Source organism: Variovorax sp. P4_B11 (genome assembly GCF_056402355.1).
The window spans coordinates 66207-91151 of sequence record NZ_JBFUHO010000011.1 but is presented as its reverse complement, the minus strand read 5'-3'; the positions used below and the strand labels follow the sequence as shown (position 1 = coordinate 91151).

The following is a 24945-nucleotide window of genomic DNA, read 5'->3' as shown; positions in this document are numbered from 1 at the left end:
TCAGACCGGCGGCCGCAGCGCGTCCGCCGCACCGGGCTTGACTGCATCGGCGCTGGGCGCCTCGGCAATGGCCTCGTCCTCGACCACCTCGGGCCGGGTCAGCTTCCACTCGGCGAGCTTGCCGCCCACGAAGGTGCAATCGACCCACGAGCCGCCGGCATCGGTCCAGCGGAAGACCTCGGGCTGTTCGTCCTTGGGCGAACGCTGCTCGCCGAGCGCGCGGGTCATCGCGATCACGTGCAGCAGGGTGGCCTTGGGCTTGAGCTTGGCGTTGAGCATCACCGCGCTGGCCACCGTGCCGACCGGCCGGTCGGCCGCGCGCTTGAGCACCTGCATCGTGCGGTTGAAGTGCATCAGCAGGAACATGACGATGGCGCCGCCGACCAGCGCCACGCCGGCCCAGCCATAACTGCGATAGGCCACGCCGAGCAGCACCAGGCCGCCGACGGGAACGAAGATTTTGCTGAGATTCATGGACGGGGATTGTCGCCCGGGCGGGGTAGCGGCATGTCAGATGTGCAGCGCCGCCAGTGCGCCGACGATGACCCCCAGCGAAGCGACACCGAGCATGCCCCACTCCAGCCACTTCTTGCGTGTGAGCAGCGCCATGGCGGCCAGTGCGATCGACACCTGGAGCGCGGTGGTCGCCTGCGCCCAGCGATGATGCTGGTGCATCTGCTGCTCGGACTTCTCGTCCCAGTCGAGGGCGTCCTTCTCGAGCTGCTGGGCGACCAGCAGGATCTCCGCCTTCTCCTTGTCATAGCGGGCGGCCTTGTCCTGCCAGGACGGCTTTCGCTCGTCCGAAGCCATGTCTCGGGCGAACTCCGCGAGCGACTGCTTCGTGCTCTTGGCCTGGTAGAAATTCCACTGGTTCGAGGCCTCGGTCTTCTTGATGCCCGCGTTGTTCTTGTAGAGGCCCGCGTTGGCCTGGGTCAGCCCGCCCATGTAAGCGAAGATCGCCCCGACCGTGGCGATGACCGCGGTGCACACCGCGATCTGGCTGGTCATGCTCTTGCGGCTGGTGCCGTCACCGGCGTCCGAATGGTGGGTCTCGTGCGAACCGGCGTGCTCGAGCTCGTGATCGTGCGGGCCATGCACGTGAAAGCCGCTTCCTGACATAGGGGTCTCCGAATCAATTGAATAAATGGGCGCGGCGCAAGTATGCCCAGCCTGAAGCGGGGTCCTGTCAGCCGCGCGAGACCTCGATGCTGTACAGCCCCCAGGGGCACAGCGCGAAGCGCTCCTTGAGCGGCTTGTCCTTGAAGGCCGCGAGCGTGTCGGCTTCGTAGATGGCCCACTGCGGGCCCAGCCCGCCGAGCGCGAGCGGCACGCCGTCCATCTCGGTGGCGACGATCATGCGGAAGCTGCGTGCATCGGCCATGCGCAGCGGCACGACATAGCCGTCCACGGCACGAAGGCCGAGCATCGCATCGCCGGCCACGCCCACCGACTCCAGCACGCTGCTGAGCAACGGGCCGGAAAGCGCATGCATCCTGGCGTCGTACTCGAGCGTCGCCTTGATGCGGACGACCGGCAGGCGGCGCAGGGCTTCGGCGTCGAGCACGTACGCCTTGTCGAACTTGACGCCGTGCTTGGTCATCAACTGATCGAGCGAGGGATCGACCGGACCGCGGTTGGTCTTGCCGACCCCCCCGCTGACGGTCAGCAGACCCGGGCCCTTCGGGACCGGGTCGGCCGCGAGGGCGCGCGTGGCAGGCAGCAGCCCGGCAAGGGTTGCGGTACCGAGAAAGCGTCGTTTGTTCATCGGGCGATTGTGGGGGGATGGGCGCGCCTCAGGCCCGTTTGCGCAGGAACACATGCGTGGCCCGCTCGCCGGCGACGCTCTCCGCGCACGTGTAGCCCAAGGCAGGCAGGTCGAGACCCTGGAAGAGCGGCTCCCCGGCCCCGAGCAGCACGGGCCGCACGGCCAGGTGCAGCTCGTCGATCAGCCCCGCGCTCAGGTACTGCCGCACCGTGGACACGCCGCCGCCGAGGCGAACATCGAGGCCGCCCGCCGCGGCCTTCGCCTGCGCCAGCGCCGCGTGGATGCCTTCGGTGACGAAGCGGAACTCCGTGCCGCCGGCCATCGCGAGCGGCGCGCGCGCATGGTGCGTGAGCACGAACACCGGCGTGTGATACGGCGGCTCGTCGCCCCACCAGCCCTTCCAGCTGTCGTCCGGCCAGGGTCCGCGCACCGGGCCGAACATGTTGCGCCCGAGGATCCACGCGCCGATGCCGTCGAAGCCCTGCTCCGCGATGCGGTTGTCGATGCCGTGCTCGCCATCGGCCTCGCCCTGCATCCGGCGCCACAGGCGGGTGGGAAAGAACCACTCCATCAACTCGGGGCCGCGCAGGCCGAGCGGGTTCTGCAGGTCCTGGCCCGGGCCGGCGCCGTAGCCGTCGAGGGAGATGGCGAAACTCTGGACGCGGAGTCTGGGCATGGGGGTTCCTTGAACTTCAGCAGGCGGAGACCCATTTTCCATTGCCGGCGCCTGGCGCGCCGCACCAATCCGGCGACCCATGCGCCACAACGGCGCGCCGCGCCCTCCCTTGCCGACCGATCGAGCCTGATTCCGAGCCGAAAGCCCTCCGAGCGCCCGGCACGGTTGTTGCTTGACACCTTCCACTGTTCCGCCGGCACCGCTGCCGCGGATTTTTGCAGTGCCTCCGCTAATGACGGCGGGATTCGAGCGAACCGAGAGCGACGACGCTGGCGGTTCGCCTGTTCCAACCCAATTCGCATCCGTTCCACGCGGGGGCCCACTGCAGGCTGTCTTTCCGACAGCCTTTCCTGTGGTCTGCACCCCGTCAGGAGACCGGCTGCGTGCAGGATCCGACATGAAGATCGCAGTGATTGGCCACGGCATGGTGGGCCACAAGTTCCTCGAGCAACTCCACGAGCTCGACCTCGCCGGTGCACAGGTCACCGTGCTGTGCGAGGAGCCGCGCCCGGCCTACGACCGGGTGCACCTGTCCGAATTCTTCGCCGGCAAGACGGCCGAAGACCTGTCGCTGGTCGAACCCGGCTTCTTCGAGCGCAGCGGCTTCACGCTGCGCCTGGCCGCCCGGGCCGTGGCCATCGAGCGGCGCAACAACACCCTCACCACCGCCGACGGCGAGCTGGTGCACTACGACAAGCTGGTGCTGGCCACCGGCTCGTCGCCCTTCGTGCCGGCGGTGCCCGGCCGCGACCGGCCCCACTGCTTCGTCTACCGCACCATCGAGGACCTCGAAGCCATGAAGGCCTGCGGCGCCCGCTCGAAAAGCGGCGTGGTCGTGGGCGGCGGCCTGCTGGGCCTCGAGTGCGCCAAGGCGCTGCGCGACATGGGCCTCGAAACCCACGTCGTCGAATTCGCGCCGCGGCTGATGGCCGTGCAGGTCGACGAAGGCGGCGGGCGGGCGCTGCGCAACAGCATCGAGGCCCTGGGCGTGCACGTGCACACCGGCCGCAACACGGTGGAGATCACCGACGGCGCGGCCGCGCGGCACCGCATGGTGTTCGCCGACGGCACCCACCTCGAGACCGACATGATCGTGTTCTCCGCCGGCATCCGCCCGCGCGACGAACTCGCGCGACAGTGCGTGCTGGCGGTCGGCCCTCGCGGCGGCGTGGCGATCGACAGCCACTGCCGCACCAGCGACCGCGACGTCTATGCGATCGGCGAATGCGCCTCGTGGAACGAACAGACCTTCGGCCTCGTCGCGCCGGGCTACGAGATGGCCCGCGTGGCCGCAAAGCACATCGCCGGGCAGGACGACGCCGCCTTCACCGGCGCCGACATGAGCACCAAGCTCAAGCTGATGGGCGTGGACGTGGCCAGCATCGGCGACGCGCACGGCAAGACGCCGAAGTCGCGCGCCTACCAGTACATCAACGAGCACAAGCAGATCTACAAGAAGATCGTGGTCAGCGAGGACGGCAAGCAGCTGCTGGGCGCGGTGCTGGTCGGCGATGCGGCCGAGTACGGCACCTTGCTGCAGATGGCGCTCAACGGCATCGCGCTGCCGGCCGATCCGGAGTTCCTGATCCTGCCGTCGAGCGACGGCAAGGCCAGGCCCGGGCTCGGCGTCGACTCGCTGCCCGACAGCGCCCAGATCTGCTCGTGCAACAGCGTCACCAAGGGACAGATCTGCGCGGCGGTCGGCGATGGCGCGTGCACCACGGCCGAACTGAAGGCCTGCACCAAGGCCGGCGCCACCTGCGGCGGCTGCGTGCCGCTGGTCACGCAGGTGATGAAGGCCGAGATGGGCAAGCGCGGCCTGGCCGTCAACAACCACCTCTGCGAGCACTTCCCCTACTCGCGCCAGGAGCTGTACCACCTGGTGCGCGTCGGCGAGATCCGCAGCTTCGAGGACCTGCTCGCGAAGCACGGCAAGGGCCTGGGCTGCCACATCTGCAAGCCCACCGCCGCCAGCATCTTCGCGTCGTGCTGGAACGAGTTCGTGCTCAAGAAAGACCTGGCCGCGCTGCAGGACAGCAACGACTACTTCCTCGGCAACATCCAGAAGGACGGCAGCTACTCCGTGGTGCCGCGCATGCCCGGCGGCGAGGTCACGCCCGAGGGGCTGATCGCGGTCGGCCAGGTGGCGAAGAAATACGGCCTCTACACCAAGATCACCGGCGGCCAGCGCGTGGACCTGTTCGGCGCCCGCGTCGAGCAGCTGCCGGCGATCTGGGAAGAGCTGATCGCCGCCGGCTTCGAATCCGGCCATGCGTACGGCAAGTCGCTGCGCACCGTGAAGAGCTGCGTCGGCTCGACCTGGTGCCGCTTCGGCGTGGCCGACAGCGTGGGCCTGGCGGTCGAGCTGGAGAACCGCTACAAGGGCCTGCGCGCACCGCACAAGATCAAGTTCGGCGTCTCGGGCTGCACCCGCGAATGCGCCGAAGCACAGGGCAAGGACGTCGGCATCATCGCCACCGACCGCGGCTGGAACCTCTACGTGTGCGGCAACGGCGGCATGAAGCCGCGCCACGCCGAGCTGATCGCCTCGGACCTCGGCAAGGAAGAGATGATCCGGCTGATCGACCGCTTCCTGATGTTCTACGTGCGCACGGCCGACCGCCTGCAGCGCACCAGCACCTGGCGCGACAACCTCGAAGGCGGCCTGGACTACCTGAAGGGCGTGCTCATCGAGGACACGCTCGGACTCGGCGCCGAGCTCGAAGCCCAGATGCAGCACGTGGTCGACACCTACCAGTGCGAGTGGAAGACCGCGGTGAACGACCCGGCGACGCGCCAGCGCTTCCGCTCCTTCGTCAACAGCGAGAAGCCCGACGAGCACATCGTCTTCGTGCAGGAGCGCGGCCAGATCCGGCCCGCCCGCGTGGAAGAACGGGACGTGGCCAGCACCGACGACGTCGCCACCGCCTGAAGGCCCGAAAAGGAGATCCAAGATGACCACCACCACCACCGAATCCCTGCACTGGACCGCTGTCTGCGCCGCCGGCGACATCCTGCCCGACACCGGCGTCTGCGCCCTGGTCGAGGGCGTGCATGTCGCGATCTTTCGCGTCGGCCGGCTACAGGCGCTCTACGCCATCGACAACGTCGACCCCAAGGCGGGGGCCAGCGTGCTCTCGCGCGGGCTGGTGGGCAGCATCGGCGAGCGCATCGTCGTCGCCTCGCCGCTCTACAAGAACCACTTCGACCTGCGCAGCGGCGAATGCCTGGAAGCGCCCGAGCACTCGGTGCGGGCCCATGCGGTACGCGTCCACGAAGGCCGCGTGCTGGTCGCGCTGGCCTGATCCGCGCCGCTCTCGCGGCTTCACGTCTTTTCAAGATCCCAAGGAATCCCCATGGCCTACCTAGTCCCTGCCGAGTTCGTGACCAAGATGGTCGACGCCGGCGAATCCAAGCTCCTGATGTCGACCCGCGACACGCTCATCCGCTCCTACATGGCCGGCGCCATCCTGGCGCTGGCGGCGGCGTTCGCCGTCACCGTCTCGGTCAATACCGGCAATGCGCTGGTCGGCGCGATGCTGTTCCCGGTCGGCTTCATCATGCTGTACCTGATGGGCTTCGACCTGCTCACCGGCGTCTTCACGCTGGTGCCACTGGCCGTGCTCGACAAGCGCCCCGGTGCCACCTGGCGCGGGTGCCTGCGCAACTGGGGGCTGGTGTTCGTCGGCAACTTCGCGGGCGCGCTGACAGTCGCGGTGTTCATGGCGATCATCTTCACCTTCGGTTTCAGCGAGGCGCCCAACGCCGTCGGCGAGAAGCTCGGCCATATCGGCGAAGGCCGCACGCTGGGCTATGCCGCGCACGGCGCCGCCGGCATGCTGACCTTGTTCATCCGGGGCGTGATGTGCAACTGGATGGTGTCCACCGGCGTGGTCGCCGCGATGATGTCCACCACGGTGTCCGGCAAGGCCATTGGCATGTGGATGCCCGTGATGATCTTCTTCTACATGGGCTTCGAGCATTCGATCGTCAACATGTTCCTGTTCCCCACCGGCCTGATGCTGGGCGGCAAGTTCACGCTGATGGACTACTTCATCTGGAACGAGCTCCCGACGGTGCTGGGCAACCTGGTCGGCGGCCTGACCTTCGTCGGCGCGACCCTGTACGCGACCCACTACAAGACCGCGCCGAAGCGCGTCCTGAGCTGAGCGCCACGCTCCGATGGGCAGCGCATTGCGCGTGACGCTCGGCCAGCACTCGCTGGCCGGGCCCCATTCGCTGAACCAGGATTTCCACGGCGCCATGCTGCCGGAGGGATCGCTGCGCATCTCCAAGGGCATCGCGGTCGCGCTGGCCGACGGCATCGGCTCCAGCCGCGTCAGCCAGGTGGCGAGCGCGGCGGCGGTGCGCGGCTTTCTCGACGACTACTACGCGACCTCGGATGCCTGGTCGGTGCGTCGCTCGGCCCAGCGGGTGCTGAGCGCCACCAACTCGTGGCTGCATGCGCAGACCATGCGCAGCGAGGCGCGCTTCGACAAGGACAGCGGCTACGTCTGCACCTTCAGCGCGCTGATCCTCAAGGGCCGCGACCTGCACCTGCTGCATGTCGGCGATGCGCGCATCCATCGCCTGCATCCGCATGCGCTGGAGCAGCTCACCGAAGACCACCGCATTCACGTGTCGTCGGTCGAGTCGTACCTGGGGCGCGCGCTGGGCGCGGCCCCCAACGTCGAGATCGACTACCGCTGCTGGCCGGCGGAAGTCGGCGAGGTCTACCTGCTGGCCACCGACGGCGCCTACGCGCACATCGATGCCGAGGCGGTGCACCACGCGCTCGCCCGGTGCGGCGACGATCTCGACGAGGCGGCCCGCCTGCTCGCGTCGGCGGCACAGGCGAAGGGCGGCGACGACGACAGCACGGTGCAGCTGCTGCGCATCGAGGAACTCCCGCTGGCCGATGCCGCGCAGCTGCAGTGGCAGCGCGAGGGCCTGGCGATCCCGCCGCCTCTGGCGCCGCGGGCAAGCTTCGAGGGATTCACGCTGGTGCGCGAACTTCACCTCAGTTCGCGCAGCCATGTGCACCTGGCGGTGGACGAGGCGACCGGCCGGCAGGTGGTGCTGAAGCTGCCTTCGGTCGACCTGCGCGACAACCCGGACTACCTCGACCGCTTCGTGCTCGAAGAATGGGTGGCGCGCCGCATCGACAGCCCCCACGTGCTGAAGGCCAGCGCGATCGATCGGCCGCGCGGCCACCTGTATGTCGCCATGGAGTACGTCGACGGCCAGACGCTGGCGCAATGGATGGTCGACCACCCCCGCCCCCCGCTGGACGACGTGCGCGGCATCGTCGAGCAGCTGGCCAAGGGCCTGCAGGCGCTGCATGGCAAGGAGATGCTGCACCAGGACCTTCGCCCCGAGAACGTGATGATCGACCGCACCGGCACCGTCAAGATCATCGACCTGGCGACGACCCACGTGGCGGGCCTGGCCGACAGCGCGCGAGACTCCCGGGCGCTCGCCATCGAAGGGAGCCTGCAGTACACCGCGCCGGAGTATTTCATCGGCCATGGCGGCAGCACGCGATCGGACCTGTTCTCGCTGGCGGTCCTCGCCTACCAGATGCTGACGGCGCAGTTGCCGTATGGTCTGCACGTCTCGCGGGTGCGGACCCGCGCCGACGCGAGCCGGCTGCGCTATGTGCCGGTGCGCCACTTCCGGCCCGACCTGCCCGCGTGGGTCGATGCGGTGCTGCAGAAGGCCCTGCACCCGGACCCGGCCAAGCGCCAGCAGGCGGTGTCCGAACTGGCGCACGACCTCAGGGCGCCGGGCCAGGAGTTCCTGCGCCCGCGGCCGGCGGCCCTGATCGAGCGGAACCCGGTGCGCTTCTGGCAGTGCACCACCGTGCTGCTGGCCGCTGCCGTGCTCGTTCTGCTGGGGCTGCGGATGGCCGGGCAGTGAGGCAGCAGCAGGCCCGGTCGTCGTGATCGTCGTGGCCGTGGCCGTTGCCGTCGCGGCGGTCGTCATGGCGGTCCTTGCCGCCAGCCTGGAACGGGCGTCAGGGTGCGTAGCTCACGCCGGGCTCGCTGCTTGCGCCGGACGGGGCCGTGGCGGTGTCGGTCTTGCTGGCGGTGCCGGTGGTCGTGGCGCCGGCGGTACCGGTCGCGCCGGTGGCCTCGCCGAGGCCGCCGCTGCCGCTGCCGCCACCGCAGGCGGTCAGGGCACAGGCCAGGAGCGACAGCGCGAGCGGCGCGCGAAAGATGGACCAGGAATACATAGAGGGAACACTCCATTGCTTGGAATCGTGGGGACTCGACGAGCGTCGAGGCCTTCCAAGACTAGGCAGCGGCCGTGACGTCGCGATGAAGCGACGATGACATCGCGCGCGACGCGCCGGGGTGTTCCTCGTGGTGCCGCGAACGCATCGATCGATAATTCGACGCGCTGCCGCGCCCTTCGCCCTTTGCCCTCCTTCCAACCCGAGCCCCTCATTCGTGACCCAGCAGAATTCCTCCGGCCGTTCGGCGCGCCGCGGCAGCGGCGGCATGACCCTCAGCGACGTCTCCAAGGTCGCGGGCGTGTCGACCATCACCGTCTCGCGGGCGCTCAACACGCCCGAGCTGGTGTCGCCGCAGACGCGCGAAAAGGTCCGCGCGGCGGTGGAGCGCACCGGCTACGTGCCCAACCGGCTGGCCGGCGGACTGGCGTCCAACCGCAGCCGGCTGGTCGCGGCGCTGGTGCCGACCATCGCCGGTCCGGTCTTCCTCGAAACCATCCAGGCCCTGACGGAGGCCCTCGACGAGAGCGGCTACCAGCTCATGCTCGGCCAGAGCGGCTACCACCACTCCCGCGAGGACGCGCTGATCGACGCCATCATCGGCCGCCGCCCCGACGGCATCGTGCTGACCGGCATCATGCGTTCGGCCGACGGCCGCCGCCGGCTGCTCGCCTCGGGCATCCCGGTGGTCGAGACCTGGGACCTGACGCCGACGCCGGTCGACATGCTGGTCGGCTTTTCCCATGAGAAGGCCGGCGCGGCCATCGCGGGTTTCCTGCATGCCAAGGGCTACCGCCACCCCGCCGTGGTGACCGGCGACGACCAGCGCGCCGACCTGCGGCGCGCGGGCTTCACCGCCGCCATGGCCGGCCTGGGCGTGGCGCAGGTGCCGGTGCACACCGTCCCGGCGCCCACCACGCTGGGCAGCGGCCGGGCCGCACTGGACGCGCTGCTGGCGGCCGCCCCGCAGACCGACGTGGTGGTCTGCAGCTCCGACGCGCTGGCCCACGGCGTGATCACCGAGGCGCATGCGCGCGGCATTCGCGTGCCGGCCGAACTCGGCGTGATGGGCTTCGGCGACCTGGCCTTCGCGCGGCATGCGTACCCCGCGATCTCGACCGTGCGCATCGACGGCACCGCGATCGGCCGCCAAGCCGCGCGCTTCATCGTCGATCGCGCCAAGGGCATCGAGGTCGCGCAGAAGATCGTCGACATCGGCTTTTCACTGATCGAACGCGACAGCGTCTGAGGCGCAGCACGCCTGCCCGCGGTGCGGCCGCGAGTCGAGGCATTCCGGCGGCCTCCGCCGGCCCTGACAGCGGAAACATTCAGATTCGTATTTCATGAATTTACCGAAGGTAAACCCTGGGTTCGAATTGAAATGACAGCGCTAACATCCGCATCTGACGAGCCGACGACCAACGACGCCCCTATGACCGACACCACGCCGCCCGCCCCGACCCCACCCGCGCCCCGCCGCAAGCAGCCCGAAGACCTCCGCTCCCACCGCTGGTACGGCGTCAAGGACCTGCGCAGCTTCGGCCACCGCTCGCGCACCGCGCAGATGGGCTTCAGCCGCGCCGACTACCTCGGCAAGCCGGTCATCGCCATCCTCAACACCTGGAGCGACATGAACTCCTGCCACACGCACTTCAAGCAGCGCGTGGAGGAGGTCAAGCGCGGCGTCTGGCAGGCCGGCGGCTTTCCGGTCGAGATCCCGGCGATGAGCCTGGGCGAGGCCTTCCAGAAGCCGACCACCATGCTCTACCGCAACCTGCTGGCGATGGAGGCCGAGGAGCTGATCCGCTCCTACCCCGCCGACGGCGTGGTGCTCATGGGCGGCTGCGACAAGACCACGCCCGGGCTGGTCATGGGCGCGCTGGCGATGAACCTGCCGACCCTCTTCATGCCCGCCGGCCCGATGCTGCGCGGCGACTACCGGGGCCAGGTGCTGGGCTCGGGCTCCGACAGCTGGAAGTACTGGGCCGAGCTGCGCGCCGGCAACATCAGCGAGAGCGACTGGCAGGAAGTCGAGGACGGCATCGCCCGCTCGGCCGGCACCTGCATGACGATGGGCACCGCCAGCACCATGACCAGCGCCGCCGAGGTGCTGGGCCTCACGCTGCCGGGCGCCTCGTCCATCCCCGCGGTCGACTCGCGCCACGCCATGATGGCCACGCACACCGGCCGCCGCATCGTCGACATGGTGTGGGAAGACCTCAAGCCGCTGGACTTCCTCACGCCAGGCTCCTTCGACAACGCGGTGACCGCCGTGCTGGGCCTGGGCGGCTCGACCAACGCCATCGTCCACCTGATCGCGATGGCGCGCCGCGCCGGCGTGCAACTCGACCTGGCGCGCTTCGACGAACTGGCGCGCGAGACGCCGGTCATCGCCAACCTGCGGCCCGGCGGCAAGTACCTGATGGAGGACTTCTATTACGCCGGCGGCCTGCGCGCCTTCCTGAAGGAGATGGGCGCGCTGATCGACGGCAGCCAGCGCACCTGCAACGGCCGCACGCTGGGCCAGAACATCGAAGGCGCCCAGACCTTCAACGCCGACGTGATCCGGCCGCGCAGCGAAGCGCTGCTCGAGGGCGGCGGCCTCGCGGTGCTGTACGGCAACCTCGCACCGGCCGGCGCGGTCATCAAGCCGGCCGCCATGGCGCCCCACCTGCGCAAGCACACCGGCCCGGCCCTGGTCTTCAGCAACTACGACGACCTGGCCGCGCGCATCGACGCACCCGACCTGCCGGTCACCAAGGACAGCGTGATCGTGCTGCAGAGCGCCGGCCCGCAGGGCGCACCCGGCATGCCCGAGTGGGGCCAGCTGCCGATCCCGCAGAAGCTGCTGAAGCAAGGCGTGCGCGACATGGTGCGCATCAGCGATGCCCGCATGAGCGGCACCAGCTACGGCGCCTGCGTGCTGCATGTCACGCCCGAGTCGCACGTGGGCGGACCGCTGGCGCTGGTGCGCGACGGCGACCTCGTCACGCTCGATGTCGAGGCGCGCCGCATCGACATGGCCGTGAGCGACGAGGAGCTCGCCCGCCGCCGGGCCGACTGGCGCAAGCCCATTCCGAAGTTCAGCCGCGGCTACGGCGTGATGTTCCTGAAGCACGTGCAACAGGCCGACACCGGCTGCGACTTCGATTTCCTCGCCCCCGACTACGCAGGCGACGCAGCCGGTGCCGGCAAGGGCGAGCCCGAGATCCACTGAAGACATCCAGAGACCAAGGAATGAAGCCCATGGAGACAACCCCCACCCCCTGCCGGTCCCCGCGCCGCTCCCTCGGCGGCATCGCCGCGGGCATCGCGCTGGCCGCCGCGCCGCTGCTGCTGCCGACGGCCGCCAGCGCGCAGGCACCGGCGCCCTGGCCGACCCGGCCGGTCACCTTCGTCGTGCCCTTCGCGCCCGGCGGCGGCACCGACATCGCGGCGCGCCTGCTGGCCGTGCGGCTGGGCCAGAAGTGGGGCCAGTCGGTGCTGGTGGACAACCGCACCGGCGCCGGCGGCCTGGTCGGTGCCGAGCTCGTGGCCAAGGCCAGGCCCGACGGCTACACGCTGCTGATCGGCAACGTGGGCACGCAGTCGATCAACCCCTCGCTCTACAAGATGCCCTACGACGCCGACCGCGCCTTCACGCCGGTGTCGCTGTTCGCCGAGCTGCCCTTCGCCTTCGTCGTCAACCCGGGCGTGCCGGCCAGGACGCCGAAGGAGCTGATCGCGCTGGCCCAGGCCGCGCCGGGCAAGTTCACCTACGCCAGCTCGGGCAGCGGCGGCTCGCCGCATCTCACGGCCGAGATCTTCCAGCAGGCCGCGGGCGTGAGCTTCGTCCACGTGCCCTACAAGGGCGGCGGCCCGGCCATGTCCGACCTGATGGCGGGCCATGTCGACATGCTGTTCGCATCGATCCTCGAAACCTCGGGCTACGTGAAGACCGGCAAGCTGCGCGCACTGGCCGTGACCAGCACTCAGCGCTCGCCCGCGATGCCCGAAGTGCCCACGCTGGCCGAGCTGGGCGTGCCCAATGCCGAGTCGGGCTCGTGGGTCGCGCTGCTGGCGCCGGCCGGCACGCCGCAGGCCCTGGTCGACCGGATCTCGGCCGACGTGAAGGAAGCCGTGGCCACCGAGGACATGCGCCGCGCCCTGATCGCCCAGGGCGCCACGCCGCGCGGCAGCACGCCGGCCGAACTGCAAAAGACCATCGACGCGGACAAGCAGCGCTATGGCCAAGTCATCAAGAGCCGCGGAGTCAAGGTCGAATGAACACCAAGCAACAACACCCACGCGCCCTGCTCGCCCGCCGCGCCATGCTGCGCGCCGGCGCGGCCTCGATGCTGCTCGCCGCGCCGCTGCTCGCCATGGCGCAGGGCGATGCCTGGCCCAGCAGGCCGATCACCTATGTCGTGCCCTTCACGCCCGGCGGCTCGACCGATGTCATCGGCCGCGTGATCGCGCAGAAGCTCGGCGAGGTGCTCGGCCAGCCGGTGGTGGTCGACAACAAGCCGGGCGCCGCAGGCGCGGTCGGCGCCGGCTACGTCGCCAAGGCCAGGCCCGACGGCTACACGCTCTTCGGCGGCACCATCAGCACGCACGCCATCAACGCCAGCCTCTACAAGAACCTGCCCTACGACCCGGTGAAGGACTTCGACCCGATCGCGCTGGTGGCCTTCCTGCCGAACGTGCTGATCGTCGACCCGGCGCTCGGGGTCAACTCGGTGGCCGAGCTGGTGGCGCTGCTCAAGAAAGATCCGTCGAAGCGCACCTTCGCATCGTCCGGCGCCGGCACTTCGACCCACCTGGCGGGCGAGATGCTGGGCGACATGATCGGCGTGAAGCTCACGCACATCCCTTACAAGGGCACGCCGCCCGCGATGCTCGACGTTTCGTCGGGCCAGGTCACCTTCATGTTCGACCAGATCACCGCGGCGCTGCCGCTGGTGCAGGGCGGCAAGCTCAAGCTGCTGGCCGTGACGAGCGCCAAGCGCATGGCGCTGGCGCCAACGCTGCCGACCATGCAGGAGGCCGGCGTGCCGGGCTTCGAGATGGCGTCGTGGCAGGCGGTGTATGCGCCCAAGGGCCTGCCCGCGCCGATCGCGCAGCGGCTCTCGACCGAGATCAGCAAGATCCTGCGCACCCCCGAGGTGAAAGACAAGCTGACCAACCAGCTCGGCATGGAAGTGGCCGCGGGCTCGCCGGCCGAACTCGCCGCCCTGATGCAAAAGGAAATCCCGCGCTGGGCCGAACTGGTCCGCAAGTCCGGCGCCAGCGCGAACTGACCCTCTCTTCATCCCCTGACCGAACATGCCCGACACCCCCACGCCCCTCTCCGACGAAGCCCGCGAACGCCTGCGCCACGTGAGCGTCGCCACGCTGTGCACGCAGCTCTTCAAGCGCGGCTTGCGCAACGTCTATCTGCAGCACGTGAAGCGCCTGACAAAGCCCACGGGCGGCAACCTGGTCGGCCCGGCCTTCACGATGCGCAACATCCCGGCGCGCGAGGACATCGACCAGATCAGCGCCTTCGACGACCCGAACCATCCGCAGCGCAAGGGCATCGAGAGCGTGCCGCCCGGCCACGTGCTGGTGATCGACTGCCGCGGCGAGACGCGCGTGGCCTCGGGCGGCCAGATCCTCACGACGCGGCTCAAGGTGCGCGGCGCCGCGGGCCTGGTGTCCGACGGACCGGTGCGCGACAGCGGCCCGATCTCGCAGATGGACTTCCCGGTGTACTGCGCCGGCGGCAGCGCGCCGCTGAACCTGATCCACCATCACGCCATCGACCTCGACGTGCCGATCGGCTGCGGCGGCGTGCCGGTGTACCCGGGCGACGTGATGGTCGGCGACGACGAAGGCGTGGTCGTGATTCCGCACCACCTCGCGGAAGAAGTCTCGCGCGACGCCGTCGAGCAGGAAAAGATGGAGGAATTCATCCTGCAGCGCGTGGAGGGCGGCGCCAAGCTGGCCGGCACCTACCCGCCGAACGCCGAGACGCGCGCCGCCTATGAGGCCTGGCGCAAAGCGCAGGACGCCGCCGGGCGCTGAGTCGCACGAAGCACAAGGAGACCCCATGCACCGCAGAACCTTCGCCGCCACCGCGGCCCTGCTCGCGCTCGCCGGCGCACTGCCGGCCCTGCCGGCGCTGGCGCAGAACTTCCCGACCAAGTCGATCACCATCGTCGTGCCTGCCTCGCCCGGCGGCGCCATCGACCTGGCGGCGCGCCTGATCGGGCAGAAGCTCACCGAGGCGTGGGGCCAGCCGGTGGTCATCGACAACCGGGCCGGCGCGACCGGCATCATCGGCACCGACCTGGTGGCCAAGAGCCCGCCCGACGGCCACATGCTGGCGCTGGTCGCCAGCAGCCACGCGATCAACCCGAGCATGGTGAGCAAGCTGCCCTTCGACACCGTGAAGAGCTTCGAGCCGGTGGCGTTGACGCACGTGGTGCCGCTGGTGCTGATCGTCTCGCCCGAGTTGCCCGTGAAGTCGGTCAAGGAACTGATCGCCTACGGCAAGGCCAACCCGGGCAAGCTGACCTTTGCCTCGAGCGGCAACGGCGGCGCGCCGCACTTCTCGGGCGAACTCTTCAAGTCGATGGCCGGCATCCAGATGACGCACATCCCGTACAAGGGCAGCACGCTGGCGCACCCCGACCTGATCAGCGGGCGCACCTCGCTGATGTTCGACACTGTGGCGGCGGCCAACGTGCAGATCAAGGCCGGGCGCCTGCGCCCGCTGGCAGTGACCACCGCGAAGCGCTCGTCGGTGCTGCCCGAGGTGCCCACCCTGCAGGAGGCCGGCGTGCCCGGCTACGAGACCAGCACCTGGGGCGGCCTGCTCGCGCCGGCCGGCACGCCCAAGGCGACGGTCGCCAAGCTCAACGCCGAGGTCAACAAGATCCTGGCGCTGCCCGACGTGCGCAAGACGCTGCAGGACAACGGCATCGAGCCCGGCAGCGGCACGCCCCAGCAGTTCGGCGACTTCATCGGCACCGAGATGGTGAAGTGGTCGAAGGTCGCCAAGGATGCGGGCATCCAGCCCGAATGAAGGCTTCGATGACTGTTCCACGCATTCTCCAGAACGGCCCGCTGCTGCCCGCGCTCGAGGCGCGCCTGGCCGCGACCTACGACGTCCATCCGCTGCACAGGGAGGCCGACGCCAAGGCCTTCCTGGCCGCGCACGGCGGCGACTTCGTCGGCCTCGCCACCTCGGCCCGCTTCGGCGCCGATGCGGCGTTGATCGCCGCGCTGCCGGATCTGAAGGTGATCTCCAGCTTCGGCGTCGGCCTCGACGCCATCGACATCGACGCGGCGCGCGCCCGCGGCATCGCGGTCGGCTACACGCCGGACGTGCTCAACGACTGCGTGGCCGACACCGCCTTCGCGCTGGTGATGGACGTGGCGCGGCGCTTCACTTCTTCCGACCGCTTCGTGCGCAGCGGCGCCTGGCTGAAGGGCCAGTTCCCGCTGGCCACCAAGGTGTCGGGCAAGCGCCTGGGCATCCTCGGCATGGGGCGCATCGGCCGCGTCATCGCGCGCCGCGCCTCGGGCTTCGACATGGCGGTGCGCTATCACAACCGCAAGCCGCTGAGCGATGTCGACCACGGGTACGCCGCAACGTTGAAGGAGCTCGCCGAGTGGGCCGACTTCCTGGTGATCGCGAGCGCGGGCGGCGCCGAGACGCGCGGCCTGGTGTCGCGAGAGATCCTCGATGCGCTCGGCCCGCAGGGCTACCTGGTCAACATCTCGCGCGGCTCGGTGGTCGACGAGAAGGCGCTGGTCGATGCGCTCGCCAGCGGCCGCATCGCGGGTGCGGGCCTCGATGTGTTCGAGGACGAACCCCGGGTGCCCGAGGTCTTGTTCGCGCTCGACAACGTCGTGCTGCTGCCGCACCTGGCGAGCAACACGCACGAGACGCGCGCGGCGATGGGAGAGCGGGTGGCGGACAACCTGGCGGCCTTCTTTGCGGGGCGGCCGCTGGTGAGCGCCGCGCTCTGAGCGCTACGGCGCCGGAGGTCTTCGGCGCACTCGCCTGCATCAGGCCTTGACGCCGATGCTCAGCTCGCCATAGCCGATCAACTGCAATCGCCACGCGCCTATTCCAGCACGAGCCCTGCTTTCAAGCAGGTCCGGGCCACGACGGCGCGCCGAAGTTCCGGGCAGGGTTTCACGGAATTTCGTGTTGCTTTGCAATGAAACGCCACGTGCTTTTCCCTCGACGGTGAATCGCCCCAGCCAGCCGGGGACATATAACCCCACATCCCCGGGCTTTGGGTGCGTCAATAAAATCCGTGCCGGCGCCCCCGCCAAGATTTGCTCACTTCGCCCAACCCGAATTCCCCAATGTCCGAGATTGATTTGTCCGCGCAGAAAGCGGCCGTTCGCAGCGTTCTTGCCACCCATGGGATTCGCCCGGCGTTGGCGCTGCTCAATGACAGGACACAGTACCGGTACACGGCCATCTACAAGTTGAGCGGCGACGCGATGCGCGCGGAGCACGTCTTCGACCGCGCCGCTGAATACCGCACCTGGTTGCAAGCCGTTCCTCTGGACAAGAGCTTTTGCCAGCACGCGATCGAGCAGGGCGAATTCGTGACCGGCCACGTCTCCAAGGACGAGGCCCTGATGAGCTACCGCCCCTATGTCGGTCTCGTCGAGTCGTATTACGGGCGGCTGCTGACACGCGAGTGCGGAGCGCCCTATGGCACGTTCATCCATTTCGATCTGGAACCCCGAAGCATCGCCGCGAAGGAGATTTCGTTTCTCCAGGAAGTGACGCCGCTGTTTCTCGACTACCTGGACTGACTGGCGCATTCATGGGGCCATGCGCCAGTTCGCCCCGCAACCCGGCGTCGAGCCGCGACAGCAAGGCCTGAATCCGCTCCAGAATTCAACGGCACCGTCCGATCTGTTTGGCGCAGAATATCCGCCCGTCCGGCGAACAAGACCCTGCGCGCGGATGCATCACCTTGAGACGAGGAGACGATCATGGCATTCAACGGTTCGGCCGTCGCGACATTGCTGGACGGCGCCGTATCGAAGGGCATCCTGCACGGCGTTGCGGCGATGGTCGTCGACCGCAACGGTCCGCTTTTCCACCATGCGGTCGGCGAAGCGGGCGAACGCACCTTGTTCCGCAACGCGTCGATGACCAAGGCAGTCGCCACGACGGCGGCACTGCAGCTCGTGGAGCAGGGGCGGCTGAGCCTCGATGCCACCGTCGAATCGATCCTGCCGGAGTTCGGCCGCATGTCCGTGCTGGACGGCTTCGACGGCGACAAGCCGCGCCTTCGGCCGCCTGCCAGCAAGGCCACGGTGCGCCAGCTCATGACGCACACGGCCGGCCTGGGGTACTTCTTCCTCAACGAAAAGCTGCTCCGGTACCACGCACTGACGGGGGAGCCCAACCCGCTGTCGGGCCTGAAGCGCAGCCTGTCGGTACCGCTGGTCAACGACCCGGGCACCGCGTGGGAGTACGGCGTCAACACCGACTGGCTGGGGCTCATCGTCGAGAAGATTTCGGGGCAGAGCCTCGGCAGCTACCTGCGGCAATTCGTCTACGGGCCATTGGGTATGAACGACTCGACCTTCGCGCCCAGCGCCGAACAGCGCGAACGGCTGCTGCGCGTGATGCAACGTCAAGCCGATGGCACGCTCGCGCCATCGCCGCACGACCTGCCGCCCACCTCGGAGTGGGACGCCGCCGGCCACGGCTCCTACGGAACGGTGCAGGACTATGGCCGCTTCATGCAGGCCTGGCTGAACGACGGCGCCGGCATCCTGAAGCCCGCCACAGTGCAGATGGCGCTGCAAGACCACCTTGGCCAGATCCAGCTGCCGACGCTGATGAAGTCGACGGTGCCCGAGCTGTCGAACGACGTGCCCGCACTTCCGGTTCCGCAGTCCTGGGGCCTGGGCTTTCATCTCACGCTGGCCGATCTGCCGGGCATGCGAAGCAACGGAACCGGCGACTGGGCGGGCGTCTTCAACTCGTACTACTGGATCGACCGCTCGAAAGGCATCGGCGGGGTACTGATGACGCAGCTGCTGCCCTTCTTCGACATGCCGGTCGTCGAGACGCTCATGGGTTTCGAGATGGCGGTGTACCAGCAGGTGGGCGCGGCCGTACCCGCGGCTTGAGCTGCAACACCGAAGACGCACGGCACCGGGGTAGGCCGCGGGTACCCACGACAATCGCCACCTGGCGGCAGCGGTCGCCGCTTCGCCGGCGAAGCCAGTCCACATTTCTTCTCTTTCAGCGATCCATGTTCACCCTGACCCGCCTGACCTTCCAACGCGCCAGGAAAGAGCGCTTGCCCCAGGTCGCCGGGAGCCTGACCTTCACGACCTTGCTGTCCATCGTGCCCTTGCTGGCCGCAAGCTTCGCGCTGTTCACGCGGTTCCCGGTCTTCAGGCGGTTCAAGGACGCGCTGCAGGAGATCTTGCTGAGCAGGCTGCTTCCGGCGGACATTGCACGCACGGTCCTGAAGTACCTGACCCAGTTCGCCGCGAACGCCAGCGGCCTGACGGGGGTCGGCTCGCTCTTCCTGCTGGGCGCAGCCATCGCGATGCTGCTGACCGTCGAGAACGCACTGAACCAGATGTGGCAGGTCCGGAAGAATCGGCCGTTGCTCAGGAGGGTCGGCCTGTACCTGCTGATGCTGGCCGTCGGGCCACCCGTTCTGGGCCTGAGCCTGTGGGCCACGTCGTATGTGCTGGGCAGTTCCGTGGGCCTGATCGGCGCGCTGCCGCGATCGCTCGCATTCGTGCTCGACCTCGGGCCGTTCGTGCTCGGCGTGCTTGCACTGACGAGCATGTTCTACCTCGTTCCGAACACCCATGTACGGCTGCGCGACGCCGTCGCGGGCGGCTTGATCGCCAGCGTGGCCTTCGAACTCGGCAAGCGCGGCTTCACCGCCTACCTCGTCAAGGTGCCGACGTACAAGGCACTGTATGGGGCGTTCGCCGCGCTCCCCATGTTCTTGCTGTGGGTGTACTTCTCGTGGCTGGTCACGCTGGTCGCGGCCATGATGACGGCCAACCTGGCGCTCACCCGACGGCGAACGGGGGGCAAGCCCGCCCGGGCGTAGCAGCCCAGCCGTGGCCGGTTTGCCGATCGGACGCGCATCGCACCGGGGGCGCTACGGTGCTCCGGCGCAGCACGTCGGCTCGTGCGCAAGGCGCTGCTTTAGTTTCACGCTTCGTGACCAAATACGCGCAGCGCAGCGCCGCTCAGGGATTACCCGCGTCGGCATGGCTTTCGCAGTGAATAGCATGGGCAACGCCAATTACCTTTAGATACAAATGCCGAAGATCAATCGCTGCAACTCGCCATTTTCCAACCAGCTCGTGCCCCGCGCGAACGGAGAAGTCCTGCGGCGTCGCGACTTCGCCGCCTGGCTGGCTGCCGCGACGGCAAGCGTTGCCGTGGCCGGCCCGGCGTGGTCCCAGGCGGGACCGTCCAATCCTGCGGGCAATGCCCCCCTTGCTCGGTTGCGCATCGTGATTCCAGCCAACGAAGGTGGCGGCTGGGACCAAACCGGCCGGGCATTGGGTGCTGCGATGCAGGCGGCGGGCGTGGCGAGCGCCATCGACTACGAAAACATCGGCGGCAAGGGCGGCACCATCGGGCTGGCGAAGTACGTGGAGAAGTACGATGCGGACCCGAATGCGCTTCTGATCAGCGGCATGGTCATGGTGGGCGCTGTCGCGCTGCAGAAGCCCGCCGTCGACATGAGCCGCATTCAGCCGATTGCGCGGCTGACGAGTGACTACGAGGTGGTGGCGGTGAAGGCCGACTCGCCCATCGCCACCGTGAAGGACTTGATCGGCAGGCTTCGCTCCAACCCGGACACGACGGCCATCGCGGGCGGCTCCTCGGGCGGGGTCGACCACATGTTTGCCGGCATGCTCGCGCGACTTGCCGGCAGCACCGTCAATCTGGTCTATCTTCCCAACGCAGGCGGCGCGCAGGTCGTGGAGGCGCTCGAGTCCGGCAAGGCCGTGGCCGGCATCTCGGGCTACAGCGAATTCAGCGAAAGCATCGCCAGCGGCAAGCTGCGCGCCATCGGCGTGTCCGCGAAACGTCCCTTCCTCGGGATTCCGTCCGCGCGCGAGCAGGGCGTCGACGCCGATCTCGCCAATTGGCGCGGCATCTTCACCGGGAAGGCGGTGCCACCCAAACGCCAGCAGGAATTGGTCGCTGCGGCACGCCGCGCAGTTCAGACCGATGCCTGGCAGAAGACGCTCAAGCGCCAGAACTGGGACGCTTCCTGGATGGAAGGCAAGGACTTCCAGGGATACCTGGAACTCGATTCCGCCATGGCCGGCGTGATGACGATGATCCTGAAGCTGAAGACAGGCTGAGCAACGGGACGTGGTCAACAAGGCCATCGCCCCACTGAAGAGACACTGAGCTCCGTGTGCCGCCGCCGGCGAGGCGACCGCCGTCAAAGCGCGAGAGCGCCCGCAGGCTCGAGGTCGGCTCCGGTGTCGGGCTCCGGAACCCGCTCGAGGATCGCGTGCCGCGCAGCGTCGCGCAGCGCGACCGCTGCAGCCCAGTCATGCTGCGACGCGACGATCGGCACGCCAACCTCGATCACGACCTCCGTGCGGCGCGGCAACCATTGTCCGGCGCGCAGCAGCGACCGCGTACCGATCAGCGCAACCGGGATCACCGGCGTCGCGGTATGTGCGGCAACAACAAAAGCGCCAAGCTTGAACGGCAGCAGCCCGGGCGCCCGCCTGAACGTTCCCTCGGGGAAGACGACCAGCAGCTCGCCGGCGCGCGCATGCGATTCGAGCACCGCCGTGTCTTCGACAGCGCCGGCGGCATCGGAACGCTCGACGAACACCGCACCAAGCCGCTTGAGCATCACGCCGAGCACCATTGCGGCGGCCAGCTCGCGTTTGGCGACATAGCCGAAGCGCGGCGGCAGCGCGGCCGTCAGGATGATCGAATCGGCATAACTCGCATGGTTCGCGACCAGCAGGGCAGCGCTCGAAGCCGGCAGCCGCTCGATCCCTTCGATGCGCACCTGGACACCGGCCAGCCGGGCCGCCGATCGCGCCCAGGTGCGCGCTGCGCGCCGGCGCAGCGCCATGTCCGGCAGCACCATCGTCGTCAGCCAGGCGCCGATGCCGGCGAGCGAAAAAACCGTCCCGGCCCAGCAGGCCCAGGCAAGCCTCACGGCGCTGCGCGTGCTTCGCTGCGCCTGCGCGGCCGCAGCGCCGGCGACGAGTCGAACGAGTTGGCGCCAGGGCGCGCGCTGCGAACGCCCGAGCGCGCCTTGCTCGTACAGCGCGCGCGCGGTGGCGCGGCGGATCTTGCCGCTCGAGGTCTTCAGCACCGTTCCCGGCGGTGCAATGACGATGTCGTCGGGCGGCATGCCGATCTGGTCGACCGCGGCTGCCGTGATCGCGGCCCTGATCTGCCGGTGCGCCTGCGCGTCGGTGTCGCGCACCTCGGCCAGCACGACGAGACGCTCGCTGCCGCTCCGTGCATCGGTCGCCGGGAACACCGCAACGCCGCCTTTGCGGACCCCCGGCAGGCTTGCGAGCGCGGATTCGAGGTCGGCGGGGTGGATGTTGGCGCCGCGGCGGACGATCACGTCCTTGGCGCGACCGGTCAGGTACAGCTCGCCGGCAGCGAAGTAGCCGAGGTCTCCGGTGTTGAGCCATTCGCCGTCGATGAGCGCAGCGTTCGCCGCCGGGTTGCGGTAGTAGCCGCTGGTCGCCGACGGCCCGCGGAACTGGACCCGGCCTTGCTCACGTTCGGGCAGTTCCTGCGCGGCCTCGCCGACGATACGCACCTCGATCCCGGGCAGCGGCAATCCGCAAGAAACGACTTGCAGCGCCTTCGCGTCACCGGCAGCGGCGGGCCTGGCGACGCCGCGCTCGAGCAGCGCGCGGCGGTCGACGCGATCGACGAGCGGACCGCGGCCGACCGGCGGGAACGTGACGCCGAGAACGCCTTCGGCCAGCCCGTAGACGGTGAACATCGCTTCGCGCCGGAATCCGCAGCGTGCGAAGCGCGACGCGAAGCGCTCGATCGTGTCCGCGCTCACCGGCTCGGCGCCATTGAAAGCGAGCCGCCAGCAGCTCAGGTCGAGGCCTTCGAGGTCGGTGTCGACGAGCTTGTTCAGGCACAGCTCATAAGCGAAATTGGGCGCTGCCGAGACGCTGGCGCGATGGCGGTGGATGGCCCACAGCCAGCGCGCCGGCCGCGCCAGGAACTCCAGCGGCGACATCAGCACGAGCCGGTAGCCGACGTACAGGCTGCCGATGCAGGCGCCGATCAGCCCGAGGTCGTGGTACAGCGGCAGCCACGACAAAAAGATGTCGCTGCTCGTGATTCGCGCCGCGCGCTGCATCGCCCGCACGTTGGCGAGCAGGTGGGCATGGCTGACCACGACGCCCTTGGGGCTGCCGGTGCTGCCCGAGGTGTATTGAAGGAACGCCGTGGCATCGGAGCGGATCGCAGGCCGCACGAAAGACGCTGCGGGCGCGCCGGCAGTGACCAGCTCGGCGACCGTCACCACCTGCCTGAGCGTTTCGCAATGTGCGTTCAGCAGCCGCGCGAGCGGCTTCGCCTGCGCGACCGTGATCAGCAGTGTGGCCTCGGCGTTGCGCAGGATGCCGAAGAGGCGCTGCAGATGATCCTCGAGTTGCGACAGCCGCGCCGGCGGGTACAGCGGCACCGGAACGCAGCCGGCGTACAGCGCGCCGTAGAAGGCAGCGAAGAAGTCGCTGCCGGTCGGCAACATCACGGCCACCGCGTCGCCGGCGCCGAAGCCTTGCTCGGCCAGCCAGGCGGCGACCGCGCGTGCGTCGATCTGCAGTCGGGCGTAGCTGAGCTGGGTGATCGCCCCGTGATCGGATTCGATCGTCACGAGCAGCCGGTCACCATGGTGTTCGGCATGCCAGTCGAGCACGTCGACCAGGGTCGCGATGGAGTCCGGCGGGCAGCGGATCTCGGTCGCTTCGGCGGCAGGCTCGGGTAGGGCGACGAATGCGCCGTCGGCAGCGGGCGCGAGGGCCAGCGCGCGCAACAGATCGCGCGGCGTCTCGGCTTCGGTGAACGCTGCCTCGGCGAACGCAGTGCCGAACTCGCGCTCGATCCGCATCTGCAACTCGGCGCGCGCCAGGCTGTCGAGCCCGTAGTCGCGCGCGAGCGAATGGTCAAGGCCGAGGCTTTTCGCGAACCCGCTGCCGCGATGCAACTCTTCGGCCAGGCTGCGCACCAGTTGCAACAGTTGGCCCGAGCGATCCGGGAGCACCGGCGCTTCGGTGGAGGAAGGGTCGCCTGCCATGGCGTTGCAGTTGATCGGTCGCCGCCGGACGCGGGCGCGGCAGCGCCGTTTCCGACGGGTCGTTGACCATTGTGCTCCTGCGCGAAGCGACCTGCGGCAACGAATATGTGCCGCGCCTCACGCTGCCTTGGGCTCGGGCAGGACGGCTGTCAGGGCGAAGTCGATGAGATGGAGCCAGGTCACTTCGAAGCCCATGATGCTGTGGTGGTCGGAGGCATGGATCGTCTGCACGCAGATGGGCGTTGGCCAGGCAGCGATGAGCTTCTCCGAGCGCTCCGGCAGCACGACATCGTCCCGCTCGGCCAGCAGGACCTGGGTTTTCGCTGCCACCTCCCTGCAGTGCGCCAGGGAGTTGAACTGGTGCCGCAGCAACAGGGAAAGTGGAACGAGCGGGAAGCGCTTCTTTGCCACCTCCAGCATCGAGTCGTAGGGCGTGACCAGCTGCAGGCTCGAGAAGTCTTGTCGCGCCACCAGCTGAATGGCCACGCCCGTCCCCAGACTTCGGCCGACGACGTGCAGGCGTGCGTGCGGGAAGGCTCGGCGCAAGTGATTGGCAAACTGCCTCGCGTCGTTGACGGAGGCGACCTCGGAGGGGTGCCCCTGCGAGTCGGCCACCCCCCGATAGTTGACTGCGGCGAATCCGAAGCCTTCCGGAAGCCAGTGCAGCGCCTGTGCGGTGGCGCGGACGTCCTCGCCTCGGCCCGCGAAATAGATGAACAGGTCCTGCAGCGCATCCTCGCCTTGGCGGTGATAGACATAGCCGCGGACCATCCCGCCCGGCACCGTGTGAGAGTACGTGGAAAAGTCGTCAGACAGGTGAACGACGGGGTGCTTGCGAGCGTCGAACAGGATGTGTCCTTGGCGTGTGGCCAGCAGGGTCCAGTAGGCCGCGATGCCTCCGAGGGCAGCGGCCGAAGCGGATAGTGCGACGCGGAAGACTTTGGATGCCAAGGATTGC

At 68.8% G+C, this 24945-nt stretch carries 23 protein-coding genes; 15 read left to right on the top strand and 8 right to left on the bottom strand.

Features of this window, described 5'->3' with window-relative positions; all coding sequences use genetic code 11:
• The 4 genes from AC1DYD_RS13155 to AC1DYD_RS13140 form a co-directional block, all read right to left on the bottom strand.
• Positions 1-474 carry a glycerate kinase gene (locus tag AC1DYD_RS13155; RefSeq protein WP_478173179.1) on the bottom strand — a complete coding sequence of 158 codons (474 nt, stop codon included), beginning with the start codon at positions 472-474 and terminating at the stop codon, positions 1-3.
• 36 nt (positions 475-510) lie between these two features.
• A complete protein-coding gene (locus AC1DYD_RS13150; RefSeq protein ID WP_478173178.1) occupies positions 511-1119 on the bottom strand; it encodes a DUF4337 domain-containing protein in 609 nt (202 codons plus the stop codon).
• Positions 1120-1186: 67 nt separating this feature from the next.
• Positions 1187-1765, bottom strand: a complete 579-nt coding sequence (locus tag AC1DYD_RS13145) for a putative pterin-binding protein (RefSeq protein ID WP_478173177.1) — start codon at positions 1763-1765, stop codon at positions 1187-1189.
• A 28-nt stretch (positions 1766-1793) separates the two neighbouring features.
• Positions 1794-2441, bottom strand: a complete 648-nt coding sequence (locus tag AC1DYD_RS13140; RefSeq protein WP_478173176.1) for a dihydrofolate reductase family protein — start codon at positions 2439-2441, stop codon at positions 1794-1796.
• A gap of 397 nt (positions 2442-2838) precedes the next feature.
• Between AC1DYD_RS13140 and nirB the strand changes: the two genes are divergently transcribed.
• From nirB to AC1DYD_RS13120, 4 genes are read left to right on the top strand one after another with little or no spacing between them, the layout of a single operon-like run.
• Positions 2839-5373 (top strand): nitrite reductase large subunit NirB, encoded by a 2535-nt coding sequence (gene nirB / locus AC1DYD_RS13135; protein WP_478173175.1) that lies wholly within the window; start codon positions 2839-2841, stop codon positions 5371-5373.
• A gap of 22 nt (positions 5374-5395) precedes the next feature.
• On the top strand, positions 5396-5746 hold the full coding sequence (nirD, locus tag AC1DYD_RS13130) for a nitrite reductase small subunit NirD (RefSeq protein ID WP_478173174.1): 351 nt from the start codon (positions 5396-5398) through the stop codon (positions 5744-5746).
• Positions 5747-5797: 51 nt separating this feature from the next.
• Positions 5798-6610 carry a formate/nitrite transporter family protein gene (locus AC1DYD_RS13125; RefSeq protein ID WP_478173173.1) on the top strand — a complete coding sequence of 271 codons (813 nt, stop codon included), beginning with the start codon at positions 5798-5800 and terminating at the stop codon, positions 6608-6610.
• A 13-nt stretch (positions 6611-6623) separates the two neighbouring features.
• Positions 6624-8360, top strand: a complete 1737-nt coding sequence (locus AC1DYD_RS13120) for a bifunctional protein-serine/threonine kinase/phosphatase (protein ID WP_478173172.1) — start codon at positions 6624-6626, stop codon at positions 8358-8360.
• Between the two features lie 97 nt (positions 8361-8457).
• Here AC1DYD_RS13120 and AC1DYD_RS13115 read toward each other — a convergent pair whose 3' ends face one another.
• Positions 8458-8676 carry a hypothetical protein gene (locus tag AC1DYD_RS13115; protein WP_478173171.1) on the bottom strand — a complete coding sequence of 73 codons (219 nt, stop codon included), beginning with the start codon at positions 8674-8676 and terminating at the stop codon, positions 8458-8460.
• A gap of 217 nt (positions 8677-8893) precedes the next feature.
• Between AC1DYD_RS13115 and AC1DYD_RS13110 the strand changes: the two genes are divergently transcribed.
• The 7 genes from AC1DYD_RS13110 (at position 8894) to AC1DYD_RS13080 (ending at position 16674) form a co-directional block, all read left to right on the top strand.
• Positions 8894-9925: a LacI family DNA-binding transcriptional regulator gene (locus AC1DYD_RS13110; RefSeq protein WP_478173170.1), complete on the top strand. Its 1032-nt coding sequence runs from the start codon at positions 8894-8896 to the stop codon at positions 9923-9925.
• 183 nt (positions 9926-10108) lie between these two features.
• Positions 10109-11893, top strand: coding sequence for an L-arabinonate dehydratase (gene araD / locus AC1DYD_RS13105; RefSeq protein WP_478173169.1), 1785 nt, complete (start codon positions 10109-10111; stop codon positions 11891-11893).
• 29 nt (positions 11894-11922) lie between these two features.
• A complete protein-coding gene (locus AC1DYD_RS13100; RefSeq protein ID WP_478173168.1) occupies positions 11923-12942 on the top strand; it encodes a Bug family tripartite tricarboxylate transporter substrate binding protein in 1020 nt (339 codons plus the stop codon).
• A gap of 44 nt (positions 12943-12986) precedes the next feature.
• A complete protein-coding gene (locus AC1DYD_RS13095) occupies positions 12987-13955 on the top strand; it encodes a Bug family tripartite tricarboxylate transporter substrate binding protein (RefSeq protein WP_478173240.1) in 969 nt (322 codons plus the stop codon).
• Between the two features lie 25 nt (positions 13956-13980).
• Positions 13981-14721, top strand: a complete 741-nt coding sequence (locus AC1DYD_RS13090) for a ribonuclease activity regulator RraA (RefSeq protein WP_478173167.1) — start codon at positions 13981-13983, stop codon at positions 14719-14721.
• Positions 14722-14746: 25 nt separating this feature from the next.
• Positions 14747-15724: a tripartite tricarboxylate transporter substrate binding protein gene (locus tag AC1DYD_RS13085; protein ID WP_478173166.1), complete on the top strand. Its 978-nt coding sequence runs from the start codon at positions 14747-14749 to the stop codon at positions 15722-15724.
• 8 nt (positions 15725-15732) lie between these two features.
• Positions 15733-16674: a 2-hydroxyacid dehydrogenase gene (locus tag AC1DYD_RS13080; protein ID WP_478173165.1), complete on the top strand. Its 942-nt coding sequence runs from the start codon at positions 15733-15735 to the stop codon at positions 16672-16674.
• Between the two features lie 39 nt (positions 16675-16713).
• On the opposite strand, the gene AC1DYD_RS13075 is transcribed toward AC1DYD_RS13080, so the two are convergent.
• A complete protein-coding gene (locus AC1DYD_RS13075) occupies positions 16714-16869 on the bottom strand; it encodes a hypothetical protein (RefSeq protein ID WP_478173164.1) in 156 nt (51 codons plus the stop codon).
• Between the two features lie 150 nt (positions 16870-17019).
• Between AC1DYD_RS13075 and AC1DYD_RS13070 the strand changes: the two genes are divergently transcribed.
• The 4 genes from AC1DYD_RS13070 to AC1DYD_RS13055 all read left to right on the top strand — a co-directional run bounded on the left by AC1DYD_RS13070 (position 17020) and on the right by AC1DYD_RS13055 (position 21042).
• On the top strand, positions 17020-17481 hold the full coding sequence (locus tag AC1DYD_RS13070; RefSeq protein ID WP_478173163.1) for a hypothetical protein: 462 nt from the start codon (positions 17020-17022) through the stop codon (positions 17479-17481).
• 183 nt (positions 17482-17664) lie between these two features.
• Positions 17665-18816, top strand: coding sequence for a serine hydrolase domain-containing protein (locus AC1DYD_RS13065; RefSeq protein ID WP_478173162.1), 1152 nt, complete (start codon positions 17665-17667; stop codon positions 18814-18816).
• A gap of 125 nt (positions 18817-18941) precedes the next feature.
• Positions 18942-19766, top strand: coding sequence for a YihY family inner membrane protein (locus AC1DYD_RS13060; RefSeq protein ID WP_478173161.1), 825 nt, complete (start codon positions 18942-18944; stop codon positions 19764-19766).
• Between the two features lie 214 nt (positions 19767-19980).
• Positions 19981-21042, top strand: coding sequence for a Bug family tripartite tricarboxylate transporter substrate binding protein (locus tag AC1DYD_RS13055; protein ID WP_478173160.1), 1062 nt, complete (start codon positions 19981-19983; stop codon positions 21040-21042).
• Positions 21043-21125: 83 nt separating this feature from the next.
• Here the strand turns inward: AC1DYD_RS13055 and AC1DYD_RS13050 are convergent, their stop codons facing one another.
• Positions 21126-23987: an AMP-binding protein gene (locus AC1DYD_RS13050; protein WP_478173159.1), complete on the bottom strand. Its 2862-nt coding sequence runs from the start codon at positions 23985-23987 to the stop codon at positions 21126-21128.
• Between the two features lie 117 nt (positions 23988-24104).
• Positions 24105-24938, bottom strand: a complete 834-nt coding sequence (locus AC1DYD_RS13045) for an alpha/beta hydrolase (RefSeq protein WP_478173158.1) — start codon at positions 24936-24938, stop codon at positions 24105-24107.
• Between the last annotated feature and the right edge of the window lie 7 nt (positions 24939-24945).

What these genes read in the sequence shown, in the direction of transcription:
- AC1DYD_RS13095 (WP_478173240.1), top strand. Translation starts at nt 12,987, where the DNA reads ATGCTGCGCGCCGGCGCGGCCTCGATGCTGCTCGCCGCGCCGCTGCTC.
- AC1DYD_RS13055 (WP_478173160.1), top strand. Translation starts at nt 19,981, where the DNA reads ATGCCGAAGATCAATCGCTGCAACTCGCCATTTTCCAACCAGCTCGTG.
- AC1DYD_RS13085 (WP_478173166.1), top strand. Translation starts at nt 14,747, where the DNA reads ATGCACCGCAGAACCTTCGCCGCCACCGCGGCCCTGCTCGCGCTCGCC.
- AC1DYD_RS13120 (WP_478173172.1), top strand. Translation starts at nt 6,624, where the DNA reads ATGGGCAGCGCATTGCGCGTGACGCTCGGCCAGCACTCGCTGGCCGGG.
- AC1DYD_RS13090 (WP_478173167.1), top strand. Translation starts at nt 13,981, where the DNA reads ATGCCCGACACCCCCACGCCCCTCTCCGACGAAGCCCGCGAACGCCTG.
- AC1DYD_RS13065 (WP_478173162.1), top strand. Translation starts at nt 17,665, where the DNA reads ATGGCATTCAACGGTTCGGCCGTCGCGACATTGCTGGACGGCGCCGTA.
- AC1DYD_RS13115 (WP_478173171.1), bottom strand. Translation starts at nt 8,676, where the DNA reads ATGTATTCCTGGTCCATCTTTCGCGCGCCGCTCGCGCTGTCGCTCCTG.
- AC1DYD_RS13070 (WP_478173163.1), top strand. Translation starts at nt 17,020, where the DNA reads ATGTCCGAGATTGATTTGTCCGCGCAGAAAGCGGCCGTTCGCAGCGTT.
- AC1DYD_RS13100 (WP_478173168.1), top strand. Translation starts at nt 11,923, where the DNA reads ATGGAGACAACCCCCACCCCCTGCCGGTCCCCGCGCCGCTCCCTCGGC.
- nirB (WP_478173175.1), top strand. Translation starts at nt 2,839, where the DNA reads ATGAAGATCGCAGTGATTGGCCACGGCATGGTGGGCCACAAGTTCCTC.
- AC1DYD_RS13060 (WP_478173161.1), top strand. Translation starts at nt 18,942, where the DNA reads ATGTTCACCCTGACCCGCCTGACCTTCCAACGCGCCAGGAAAGAGCGC.
- AC1DYD_RS13155 (WP_478173179.1), bottom strand. Translation starts at nt 474, where the DNA reads ATGAATCTCAGCAAAATCTTCGTTCCCGTCGGCGGCCTGGTGCTGCTC.
- araD (WP_478173169.1), top strand. Translation starts at nt 10,109, where the DNA reads ATGACCGACACCACGCCGCCCGCCCCGACCCCACCCGCGCCCCGCCGC.
- AC1DYD_RS13150 (WP_478173178.1), bottom strand. Translation starts at nt 1,119, where the DNA reads ATGTCAGGAAGCGGCTTTCACGTGCATGGCCCGCACGATCACGAGCTC.
- AC1DYD_RS13140 (WP_478173176.1), bottom strand. Translation starts at nt 2,441, where the DNA reads ATGCCCAGACTCCGCGTCCAGAGTTTCGCCATCTCCCTCGACGGCTAC.
- AC1DYD_RS13050 (WP_478173159.1), bottom strand. Translation starts at nt 23,987, where the DNA reads ATGGCAGGCGACCCTTCCTCCACCGAAGCGCCGGTGCTCCCGGATCGC.
- AC1DYD_RS13125 (WP_478173173.1), top strand. Translation starts at nt 5,798, where the DNA reads ATGGCCTACCTAGTCCCTGCCGAGTTCGTGACCAAGATGGTCGACGCC.
- AC1DYD_RS13080 (WP_478173165.1), top strand. Translation starts at nt 15,733, where the DNA reads ATGACTGTTCCACGCATTCTCCAGAACGGCCCGCTGCTGCCCGCGCTC.
- nirD (WP_478173174.1), top strand. Translation starts at nt 5,396, where the DNA reads ATGACCACCACCACCACCGAATCCCTGCACTGGACCGCTGTCTGCGCC.
- AC1DYD_RS13145 (WP_478173177.1), bottom strand. Translation starts at nt 1,765, where the DNA reads ATGAACAAACGACGCTTTCTCGGTACCGCAACCCTTGCCGGGCTGCTG.